The following is a 10038-nucleotide window of genomic DNA, read 5'->3' as shown; positions in this document are numbered from 1 at the left end:
AAAGACCCAGGTTGATCGCTTCAGGGACGTTCGAACTCGATCGCCGCACCCTGACGCGACCACCTTTTGTCTCGACCGACTCGCTCGCCGTGCTCGCGGTCGGTCTCGCAAAATCTGGGCCAAAAGACCCAGGTTGATCGCTTCAGGGACGTTCGAACTCGATCGCCGCACCCTGACCGAAGCCCACACAGAGCGTCGCCAGTCCGCGGTCGGCGTCGCGCTTTTGCATCTCGTGGATGAGCGTCACGGGCAGGCGCGCGCCGCTCGCGCCGAGCGGATGGCCGATCGCGATCGCGCCGCCGTTGACGTTGAACGTCTCGGGGTCGATCCCCAGTTCGTCCCGGGAGTACACGGCCTGGCTTGCGAACGCTTCGTTGAGTTCGACGAGGTCGTACTCCTCGATGTCCCGGTCGGCACGGTCGAGCAAGCCACGGGTCGCCGGTACCGGGCCGATCCCCATCACCGTCGGATCGACGCCCGCAACGTTGTTCGCGCCGACCTCTGCGAGGACGTCAAGGTCGTGCTCGTCGGCGAAGGCTTTGCTCGTCACGAGCGTCGCCGCTGCGCCATCGCTGACCTGTGAGGCGTTCCCCGGCGTCACCGTCCCGTCGGATTTGAACACGGTCGGCAGGCCTGCGAGTTTCTCCAGAGAGGTGTCCGGGCGGATCCCCTCGTCCTCGGTCACGGTTCCCTCCTCCGTTTCGATCGGTACGATCTCGTCATCGAACCGTCCTGACTCGGTCGCCTCGTGGGCGCGCTGCTGACTCTGCAGAGCGTACTCGTCCTGTTTCTCGCGGGAGACGTCGTGTTCTTCCGAGACCTTCTCGGCGGTCATCCCCATCTGGAGCTCGCCGATGTTGTACAGTTCGGCGAGTCGTGGATGGACGTTGTGCGTGTTCTCCCCCATCGGGACACGGCTCATGGACTCGACGCCGCCCGCGATCACGGCGTCGCGGTTTCCAGCCGCGATGGCGTCGGCTGCCGAGATGACCGACTGCATGGAGGAGGCACACCAGCGGTTAATCGTCGAAGCGGGGACCGATTCGCCCAGTTCAGAGAGCAAGGCGATCACGCGCGCCATGTTGTTACCCTGCTCGTCGCGCTGCTGTGCACAGCCCCAGAGCAGGTCGTCGATCTCCGCGCCGGTGAGGCCAGTTTCGTCGAGTATGTGGTCGATTAGCGGGACCGAAAGGTCCTCGCTCCGTAGATCGGCGAAAACGCCGTCCTCTTTGCCCTGTGGTGTGCGATACGCCGCAGCGATGACCGGAGTCGTCTCGTCGGACATGTATCCTGAATCGTTGTTCATGAACTTAAAACCGGTTAGAACTGGAAGGGGTTGGTCGGCGAGTTCACTGCCCCTGACGTGATCACCATCCTTATATTCGATACGGGAGGAATACGAATTATGAGACGATCAGCCCTCCACGCGATCGTAGCAACGTGTGCGCTCGTGCTGTTTTCCGGAGTTACGACTGCAACTCAACAGAACCCCGAAGAGATCACCGTGGCATTTGACGAACTATCGACGACGGCGATGCTCGCCGGACTCGCCGCCTCGTTCGTATTCTTCGGGCTGATCGCTGCCGTCCTGATTCACCTCACGTCGGAGTACACCCGCTCGACGAACCAGCACATACGGAGTGATCCGATCACGACCGGATTGATCGGGTTCGGGACCGTCATCGGTGTCTTCATCGTCAGCCTCGTGCTCATACTGACGTTTATCGGCGCTCTCGTCGGGATTCCACTCCTGTTGGCGCTCGTATTGGTGTCCTTTGTCGGCGCAGTGCTCGTCGACATCACGATCGGGCGTTACCTGCTCGCGGAGTTCGCCGGTCGCACCGAACGCCCGCCATCCACGAAGACGCTCTGGCTCGCGTTTCTTGTCGGCTTCGTTGTTACGGCGATTGTCACCTCGATCCCGGTCGTCGGTGGGCTCCTCGCGCTTGCGCTGTCCTCGCTCGGCATCGGTGCAATGGTCCAGCAGTTTCGGCTTGGATCTGCCCTACCGGAGGACCAGGACGGGACCGGCGACGAAACGTGGGCGTCGAGTTCGACGTCGAGCAGCTGGGATGACCCGGAAGGCGACGACGCTGGCTGGGGACAGCAGGACGAGGAGCCGAATAACTGGGAGTCAGACGACACGGCATCCGACAACGAGTGGGGAGCCGACGACGAGGGCGTCGACGACAGGCGGGACGACGACCGGCCCTGGTAGATCGAGACCGGTGTGTCTTCGACGCGCTTAACATCCGGCCACACGAACCTCTTCTAGAATGAGCGATGCGTCGATAGACGTCGTCGAGTTCCTGCTGACGACGCGGCTGTACACCGACAACCGATCCCTCGACGAGAACGACCTGCCGCCCCGGTATCGGCAGGTGTTCTGGAGCGATGGCGAGATAGAGCGACCGCTGTCGGCGACGAACAGCACCGCACGAACGGCAACGGGCATCGACCAGCCCTGGGACGCCGTCTCGGAGCTGATGTTCACCGAGCGCGACGAGTTCTCGGGCTCGATCTCGTTGACGGACGAGCGGATGGCGGAGAACTGGTTCCGCGACCGGGTCGATACCGAGCGGGTTCAGTCGAACCCAACCCTCGCGTACGCCTTCGAGGACGAGTTCGAGGGTGTCGACTACGATCGGGCGCGGAAGGCCAACCGACCCATCCAGGCCGACCGGGTCTGGATCGACAGCCTGCTAGAGGAGTTCTTCGACGAGGACGAAGAGGAGCTGCTCGATCTCGTCGATGTCCGGGCCCCCGAGGAGATCGAGATGACGCTCGACGACCTCGTGTTGACGCCCGACCAGGAAAACGAGATCCACAAGGTCGTCAAGGCGATCGAACACCGCGATTATCTCGCGGAAATCGGCCTGCGCGAGATCGGCAAACTGCTCTTTGTCGGCCCGCCGGGAACCGGAAAGACGACTGCGGCACGCGGTCTTTCCCACGAACTTGATCTCCCCTTCGTCGAGGTGAAGCTCTCGATGATCACGAGCCAGTATCTCGGCGAGACGGCCAAAAACGTCGAGAAGGTCTTCGAGGTGGCAAAGCGACTCTCGCCGTGTATCCTCTTTATGGACGAGTTCGACTTCGTCGCCAAGACGCGCTCGTCGGACGAGCACGCAGCGATCAAGCGCGCGGTCAACACCCTGCTCAAGTCGATCGACGAGGTGAGCCTCATCGAGGACGAGGTCCTGCTAATCGGCGCGACGAACCACCCTGATCAGCTCGATGCCGCCGCGTGGCGACGCTTCGACGAGATTGTCAACTTCCCCAAACCGGATCGTGGCATGCGCTCGGATATCCTTCGTGTTATCACCCACGCGATGGAGATCAACGAGTTCGATCCGGACGCCGTCGCCGAGATCACCGAAGGGTTGACCGGGAGTGATCTCCGCATGGTCATGCGCGAAGCCGTGCTCGACGCGCTGACCGAGAACCGGACGAACCTGACCCAGCAGGATCTGATCGACGCCGTCGAGGACTTCGAGGAGCGGGACAACCTCAAAAATATGGACATGATGGACGGCGATCACGAGGCGCTGGTCGCGGGCGGCGACATCAGCGGCGACGGCGGCAGCGCGGACGACGGCGGGAGCACGGACGGCCACTCGCACGACCACGACCACAATCACTGACAGGATGGAGGTGACCCTCCTCGGAACAGGTGATACGACCGGCACGCCGACACTCGACTGTGAGTGTGACACCTGTGAGTACGCCCGCGAACACGGGATCGAGCGCACCCGGTTTTCCGTCTACCTCGAGAACGACCGCACCGACGAAGCGTTGTTGATCGACGCCAGTCCCGACTTCCGCCACCAGTTCGAGCGCGAGGACGTTGCCCTGCCCGATTCCATCGTCATCACACACGTCCACTTCGATCACCTCGACGGCCTTGGAAACGTCTACCGACTCCTCCGGGACGCACCGGTCTATGCAGCCAACGAGACCGATCCGGTCACCGGCGAAAGCGTCGCCGAGACGGTCAATCGGAAGTACAGCTATCTCGATGCAATCGATGTCCAGCCGACTGCGCCGTTCGAGACAGTCCGAACCTGCGGGTTCGACGTGACGCTCGTTCCGGTCGATCACCCGCCGCTGCTCTGTTACGGCGTCGTGATCGAGGACCCAGAAACGGGCGCGAAGCTAACGCTCTCCGGCGATACGAACTACGCGATTCCTGAGGACTCGCGGGCGGCAATGGCTAACCCGGATCTCCTGCTCGCGGACGGGATCGTCCCTGCGCAGGTCGCAGAGAGCCATCACATCGGCGGTGACCACCACGACGATGAGGGGGTCGCACGGACGTTTGGAAGCAAGCATATGACACGTGAGGGGGCGATCGCGCTGGGCGATGACCTGAATGCCGAACGTACCCGGCTGGTTCACGTCGCTCACTACTACCCCGTCGACGAGGCGTTCGAGGAACCGCTTGCAGTCGACGGCGAGCGGTTCTCGCTGTAAGGAAACGCCGATATGTACTCGGTGGCAACGGACAGTCGATGACCTGGGCCTCGGATTCGACGCGCTTTCTCGTTTTGCTCGCCGTGGGTGCCGTCTGCTACGCGGTGGCGGCGGTCGCCTTCGATGAGTTTACCCACCCGATCGAACTGGCGATCTTTGTGCTCGGGCTGGCCGCCGTGCTGGGGCTGTTCTGGTACTACGCAGACGAACTGCGCGAGTGAATGATCAGCCGAACCGGTCCAGTCCTGCCTGTCGCCGCTGTCTTCCGTCGGGGTCAGCGATCCACGGCGATGTCTCGGCGCGCTCGGCGTGGAGATCGACTTCGGGTGAGTCGGCTGCCTTGTAGCCTGGACAGTCCGGCCCGCAGTCGCTTGCAGGGTCGACCAGTCGGTTGTACCATGAGCAGTAGGGGAGGCCGCGACAGTCCCCACAGGCTGCTGCACTTACGTTACCACACTCCGGGAACTCGTAGGTCCGCCAGCCCTTGCCGTACGCGCGCTCGGCGATACGGCGTCGAGCACGAGTTTTCTCCTCCGGAGAAACGGTCGTGATGTCCGCGCGTCCGGCGTGTCGCTCCAGCAGTTCGATTCCACCTGTGTCGGTCGGAAGCGGCGTCGGTTCGCGAACGACCTCGATCGGGTCGTCGCCGACCGCATCGGGGTCGAATCGCCAGATGCCAACCGCCTCCGGCAGCCGGTTCAGGTGTGCACCGGTCACGTAGCTTTCCGTCGCCAGCACGACCTCATCGACCAGCCCGAGGCTGACGTCCTTCCGTAACTGCGTCTCCAGTGCGCCCGGACGTCCGAGGTCGGGTTTGTTCTCCACCGCGATGATGCGGCTGAACCAGTTGTCGGGATACCGGGCGACCTGTCTGACGTACTCGCGTCCATCCCGGCGCTCTCGCTCGAAAAAGCCCGCCTCGACGGCGCGCTCGACGACCGACTTCGCACGGCGGGGTGGTCCGGAGAGGACGTTCCGTCGATCGCGAAAGCGACCCAGCCCAGCGTCGCTCTCGATAGCGGCATCGGGAATGGTCTCGGACGATATCGCTGTGCGCGCGTCGAAGGATGGACCCTGCTCGACAAGTACGGTATCGAGCACCCGCTTGCCGGGCGCGGCGACGCCGCCGCCGAGCTGTCGAGCGATGATCGAGTCTGTTGTCGCTTCGAGATGGGCACACAGCGATAGCTCGAACGCGAACTCGCTCACGGAGAGAGATTGGGCTGGCCGAACAAAAAGGTCGCGCGAGCTAGAGCGCCACGGCGATCGAGATGACGATTGCGCCCATAATAATATAGAACAGTACCGGGATGAGGTTCAGTCGGATTACTCGACCCTCTTGCCCGACGAGCCCGACCGTCGCCAGCGCGGCGATGACGTTGTGAATTGCGATCACGTTCCCGATCGCGGCACCGATCATCTGCCCGCCGACGATCAGATGCTGTGGGAGACCTGCCTGAGTGGCGACCTCGTACTGGAGGCCGCTAAAGGTAATGTTCGAGACCGTAATCGAGCCGGTGATGAACGTCCCGAGGACACCGACCGGAACAGCGACCAGCGTGTAGATGTCACCGAACACCGCACCAGTGCCGTCGGCAAGGACGACCATCATGCTGTCACCGCCCGGTGCCTCCGGATACTGGCCGGATTCCAGCATGATGCCGACCATCCCGATAACGAACACCAGCGCGATGGCTGGTGAGACGATCTTCTGGCCGGCTTCACGCCATGCGTCGGCAACCTGTGATCCGTCAAGGTCGAACAGTGGGATGGCGATGAGCGCGCTCAGGACCAGCCAGGTGCCGGGAACGTAGGCCCACTCGATTTCTTGCTCGACAGTTGTGCCGAGGATCCCGTCCCATGCCGGAGCCAGCACCGCAACCTGTCTCAAGACCTCACCGATCGGCGTGAAGTCTCGGGTGATGATCAGCAGACCGACGAGGATCAGGTACGGTGCCCACGCTCGGGCGAGGGAGATCGACGGGTTGTCATCGACTGCTGGTTCTGGATCCGAGCTGTTCTCCCCGCCCGGTTCGACGGAGCCGACCCAGTGGTCGGGCCACTCGTCACGCTCCGGGAAGGTCCATTCCTCTTCGGGGACGAAATAGCCAGCCTTGAGCGCTGCGACGGTAACCGTGATCCCGACCATCGAGCCGATGATCGAGGGGAGCTCGGGACCGATAAAGAGTGCTGTCAGCGCAAAGGGGACGACAAATGCGACGCCGGCGAACAGACAGAGCGGGACGACCGGCTTGATGGGTGCGAGCGACCGTTCTTCCGGATCACCGAAGAAGTAAACGATCATACCAACCGCCATGAGTGGCATAAACACGCCGATAATAGCCTGATACACTGCGGCCGATCCGGCAGCCTGTGCAACTACATCAGAGGCTTCCGCGGCTGATACGCCGTCCAGTGCCGAGATCGGATCGAGCGTCCCGGGTCTGACGGGAACGCCCACGGCTCCGAACGTCGTCGCGATGGCGTGGCCGATCAGCGCAGCGATCACCGCGGCCATCGCCGGGAAGCCCAGCGCGAGCAGGAGCGGGGCCACGACTGCAGCAGGCGTCCCGAAGCCGGCGACACCTTCCAGAAACGTCGCCATAAAGAAGCCAAGCAGGACGACCTGTACTCGCCGGTCCTCACTGATCGAGGCGAAACCGTCGTTGATACGGTCGATCGCACCGGCGCGCATCAGCGTGTACAACAACACGAGCGCGCCGAAGACGATCCAGAGTATCTCGATAGCGAGCATCACGCCCCAGAGCGTCGTTGCTGCGATCCAGTCCAGCGGCATCCCCCAGACGACACCTGCGACGACGGCTGCCGTTGCCCACGCCACGGGCATCGATCTGACTGCGGGCCAGAGCAGTCCGACGAGCAGGACTGCGACGACGAGCAGTGGTGCAAGCGCCGCCAGTACGAGCGTCGCGTCGGTCATCCGATCACCCGTTTGAGCACTCTCTTACCATCAAAATCCCCCGCATCACGCCTGACTCGATTGCCACGTTGAGACGACATCACCGTCCCCTTTGCCACGAGATTAAATAAAACGTTGCAGGCGTTCCCGCGGGCCGGGAAATCGGCGCAGGCGTCCGTCAGTCGGGTCGAGAACAGTAGGTTTATCAGGCGTTCGGGGCGAATCACTACCAAGATTACTGTCTCATATGTCAGATAACAAACGACAACCGGAGGTGAACATCGGACTCGTCGGCCACGTCGACCACGGCAAGACGACGCTCGTACAGGCACTGTCCGGCGAGTGGACGGACCAGCACTCCGAGGAGATGAAGCGGGGTATCTCGATCCGTCTCGGCTACGCCGATGCGACCTTCCGGCGGTTCCCGGACCGTGACGAGCCCGAGTGTTATACCGTCGAGGAAACAGGACCGGACGGTGAGGAAAGCGAGATTATGCGTACCGTCTCCTTCGTCGACGCCCCGGGCCACGAAACGTTGATGGCGACGATGCTTTCCGGTGCGTCGATCATGGATGGTGCGGTACTGGTCGTGAGTGCAAGCGAGCCAGTCCCTCAGCCACAGACCGAAGAGCACCTGATGGCGCTCGACATCATCGGCATCGATAACATCGTGATCGCACAGAACAAGATCGATCTGGTCGACGCCGACCGCGCCCGCGAGAACTACGAGGAGATCCAGGAGTTCGTCGAGGGAACGGTCGCCGAGGATGCACCCGTGGTCCCTGTCAGTGCCGGGCAGAACGTCAACATGGACGTCCTGATCGGAGCGATCGAGGAAGAGATCCCGACGCCCGAGCGCGATCCCGATGCCGACGCGACGATGCACGTCGCCCGGAGTTTCGATATCAACCGGCCGGGAACCACCTGGGAGGACCTGACCGGTGGCGTCATCGGTGGCAGCCTCTCGAAAGGCGAACTGGAAAACGGCGCAGAGATCGAGATCCGTCCCGGCCGCGAAGTCGAAGAGGGCGGCCAGTCCGAGTACCAGCCCATCGAGACGGAGATCCGATCGCTGCAGGCGGGCGGCGAGACGGTCGACCGTGTCTCGCCGGGTGGACTGCTCGGCGTCGGAACCGGCCTCGACCCCAGCCTGACGAAAGGCGACGCACTCGCCGGGCAGGTCGCTGGTCCCTCCGGAACGCTCCCCCCGACGTGGGAGAGCTTCGAGATGGAGGTCGACTTGCTTGATCGGATTGTCGGTCAGGAAAGCGGGAGCGTCGACGAGATCAGCACCGGCGAACCGCTGATGCTGACCGTGGGAACGGCGACGACAGTCGGATCGGTTACCAGCGCGCGCGGCGACGAGTGTGAACTCAAACTCAAACGCCCCGTCTGCGCGGCTGAAGGAGACAAGATCGCGATCAACCGTCGCGTCGGTGCGCGCTGGCGGCTGATCGGCGTTGGAACGCTCACAGGATAATCGGCGATGGCACCGACAGTCGCTGTCGACACGAACGCCTTCATGATGCCAGTTGAACTCGATGTTCGGCTGTTCGACGAGCTCAATCGACTGCTCGATGGGTACGAACCGGTCACCCCACAGGCAGTCGTCGAAGAGCTGCGAAAGCTTTCCGGGAAGGGCGGCAACGAAGGCATCGCGGCGAGCGTCGGTCACGACCTGGCGACAGAACGGTGTCTCATCCTCGATACGGACGCAACGTACGCGGACGACGCAGTCGTCGAACTGGCCCGTGAGGGCACGGCCGACTACGTCGTCACGAACGACCAGCCCCTTCAGCAGCGCGCGCTCGACGCGTCCGTTGCAGTAATTGGTTTAAGGGGCAAGAACAAACTCGCAATCACTCAACCATAGCCATGTACAAACGGGTCAGACTAAAGGATACAGTCGAAGTACCGCCGCGGGAGCTGGCGAACGTCACGCCGAATCTCGTGAAGAAACTGCTGCAGGACAAACTCGAAGGTCGGATGGACGAGGAGGTCGGCTCCGTCGTCAGCGTCGTCGACGTGCACGATATCGGCGACGGCGCGGTGCTTCCGAACCGGCCGGGCGTCTACTACGAGGCCGAGTTCGACGCCGTCACCTTCGATCCGCAGATGCAGGAGGTCGTCGACGGGACCGTCGTCGAGGTCGTCGAGTTCGGCGCGTTCGTCGGCATCGGGCCGGTCGACGGGCTGCTCCACGTCTCCCAGATCTCCGACGAGTATCTCGCCTATGATGGCGAGAACCAGCGACTCGCCTCGAACGAGTCCGACCAGGCGCTCGCCGTCGACGACGCCGTCCGGGCACGGATCGTCACCAAGAGTATCGACGAGCGCAACCCACGGGACTCGAAGATCGGCCTCACCGCCAAACAGCCGGGACTGGGCAAGCACGGCTGGCTCGAAGACGAGCGGAGCAAGCGACAGGCGCAAGCCGGTGAGAGCTGATGGCCGAGGATCGCCTCGTCTGTCGTGAATGCCATCGCGTTAACGATCCGGACGAGCAGAACTGTGTCGCCTGCGGCTCCAGCAGTCTCACCGAGGACTGGGCGGGATACGTGTTTATCGCCCATCCCGAGGAGAGCCAGATCGCAACGGAGATGGAAGTGACCGAAGCGGGCGCGTACGCGCTGAAAGTCCGGTAA

At 62.8% G+C, this 10038-nt stretch carries 11 protein-coding genes; 8 read left to right on the top strand and 3 right to left on the bottom strand.

Annotated elements, in window-relative coordinates; genetic code table 11:
• Positions 1-142: 142 nt before the first annotated feature.
• Positions 143-1285, bottom strand: a complete 1143-nt coding sequence (locus AArcSt11_RS13830) for a thiolase family protein (protein ID WP_250597928.1) — start codon at positions 1283-1285, stop codon at positions 143-145.
• A gap of 120 nt (positions 1286-1405) precedes the next feature.
• On the opposite strand from AArcSt11_RS13830, the gene AArcSt11_RS13825 reads away from it, so the two are divergent.
• From AArcSt11_RS13825 to AArcSt11_RS13810, 4 genes are read left to right on the top strand one after another with little or no spacing between them, the layout of a single operon-like run.
• Positions 1406-2218: a DUF8173 domain-containing protein gene (locus AArcSt11_RS13825; protein WP_250597927.1), complete on the top strand. Its 813-nt coding sequence runs from the start codon at positions 1406-1408 to the stop codon at positions 2216-2218.
• A 58-nt stretch (positions 2219-2276) separates the two neighbouring features.
• The gene (locus AArcSt11_RS13820) at positions 2277-3644 is read left to right on the top strand and encodes an ATP-binding protein (RefSeq protein WP_250597926.1); all 1368 of its coding nucleotides are present in this window, start codon (positions 2277-2279) and stop codon (positions 3642-3644) included.
• Between the two features lie 4 nt (positions 3645-3648).
• Positions 3649-4473, top strand: a complete 825-nt coding sequence (locus AArcSt11_RS13815) for an MBL fold metallo-hydrolase (RefSeq protein ID WP_250597925.1) — start codon at positions 3649-3651, stop codon at positions 4471-4473.
• Positions 4474-4511: 38 nt separating this feature from the next.
• Positions 4512-4694 carry a hypothetical protein gene (locus AArcSt11_RS13810; RefSeq protein ID WP_250597924.1) on the top strand — a complete coding sequence of 61 codons (183 nt, stop codon included), beginning with the start codon at positions 4512-4514 and terminating at the stop codon, positions 4692-4694.
• A gap of 4 nt (positions 4695-4698) precedes the next feature.
• Here the strand turns inward: AArcSt11_RS13810 and AArcSt11_RS13805 are convergent, their stop codons facing one another.
• Both AArcSt11_RS13805 and AArcSt11_RS13800 read right to left on the bottom strand, forming a co-directional pair.
• On the bottom strand, positions 4699-5682 hold the full coding sequence (locus tag AArcSt11_RS13805) for a DUF5787 family protein (RefSeq protein WP_250597923.1): 984 nt from the start codon (positions 5680-5682) through the stop codon (positions 4699-4701).
• Positions 5683-5722: 40 nt separating this feature from the next.
• The gene (locus AArcSt11_RS13800; RefSeq protein ID WP_250597921.1) at positions 5723-7414 is read right to left on the bottom strand and encodes an L-lactate permease; all 1692 of its coding nucleotides are present in this window, start codon (positions 7412-7414) and stop codon (positions 5723-5725) included.
• Between the two features lie 226 nt (positions 7415-7640).
• On the opposite strand from AArcSt11_RS13800, the gene AArcSt11_RS13795 reads away from it, so the two are divergent.
• The 4 genes from AArcSt11_RS13795 to spt4 are packed head-to-tail and all read left to right on the top strand — an operon-like array spanning position 7641 to position 10038.
• Entirely contained in the window at positions 7641-8873 is a 1233-nt protein-coding gene (locus AArcSt11_RS13795) for a translation initiation factor IF-2 subunit gamma (protein ID WP_250597919.1), read from the top strand.
• Positions 8874-8879: 6 nt separating this feature from the next.
• Positions 8880-9266, top strand: coding sequence for a type II toxin-antitoxin system VapC family toxin (locus AArcSt11_RS13790; protein ID WP_250597917.1), 387 nt, complete (start codon positions 8880-8882; stop codon positions 9264-9266).
• A gap of 2 nt (positions 9267-9268) precedes the next feature.
• Positions 9269-9841, top strand: coding sequence for a DNA-directed RNA polymerase (locus AArcSt11_RS13785; RefSeq protein WP_250597915.1), 573 nt, complete (start codon positions 9269-9271; stop codon positions 9839-9841).
• A complete protein-coding gene (spt4, locus tag AArcSt11_RS13780; RefSeq protein WP_250597913.1) occupies positions 9841-10038 on the top strand; it encodes a transcription elongation factor subunit Spt4 in 198 nt (65 codons plus the stop codon). Before AArcSt11_RS13785 ends, spt4 begins: the two co-directional genes overlap by 1 nt.

The organism is Natranaeroarchaeum aerophilus, from assembly GCF_023638055.1.
In the GTDB taxonomy this organism is placed as follows: Archaea; Halobacteriota; Halobacteria; order Halobacteriales; family Natronoarchaeaceae; genus Natranaeroarchaeum; species Natranaeroarchaeum aerophilum.
This window is presented reverse-complemented; position numbering and strand designations above follow the sequence as displayed.

Bases quoted from the DNA above. Each gene is read 5' to 3' on its own strand.
- AArcSt11_RS13790 (WP_250597917.1), top strand. From the start codon at position 8,880: ATGGCACCGACAGTCGCTGTCGACACGAACGCCTTCATGATGCCAGTT.
- AArcSt11_RS13810 (WP_250597924.1), top strand. From the start codon at position 4,512: ATGACCTGGGCCTCGGATTCGACGCGCTTTCTCGTTTTGCTCGCCGTG.
- AArcSt11_RS13795 (WP_250597919.1), top strand. From the start codon at position 7,641: ATGTCAGATAACAAACGACAACCGGAGGTGAACATCGGACTCGTCGGC.
- AArcSt11_RS13825 (WP_250597927.1), top strand. From the start codon at position 1,406: ATGAGACGATCAGCCCTCCACGCGATCGTAGCAACGTGTGCGCTCGTG.
- AArcSt11_RS13800 (WP_250597921.1), bottom strand. From the start codon at position 7,414: ATGACCGACGCGACGCTCGTACTGGCGGCGCTTGCACCACTGCTCGTC.
- AArcSt11_RS13785 (WP_250597915.1), top strand. From the start codon at position 9,269: ATGTACAAACGGGTCAGACTAAAGGATACAGTCGAAGTACCGCCGCGG.
- AArcSt11_RS13830 (WP_250597928.1), bottom strand. From the start codon at position 1,285: ATGTCCGACGAGACGACTCCGGTCATCGCTGCGGCGTATCGCACACCA.
- AArcSt11_RS13820 (WP_250597926.1), top strand. From the start codon at position 2,277: ATGAGCGATGCGTCGATAGACGTCGTCGAGTTCCTGCTGACGACGCGG.
- spt4 (WP_250597913.1), top strand. From the start codon at position 9,841: ATGGCCGAGGATCGCCTCGTCTGTCGTGAATGCCATCGCGTTAACGAT.
- AArcSt11_RS13815 (WP_250597925.1), top strand. From the start codon at position 3,649: ATGGAGGTGACCCTCCTCGGAACAGGTGATACGACCGGCACGCCGACA.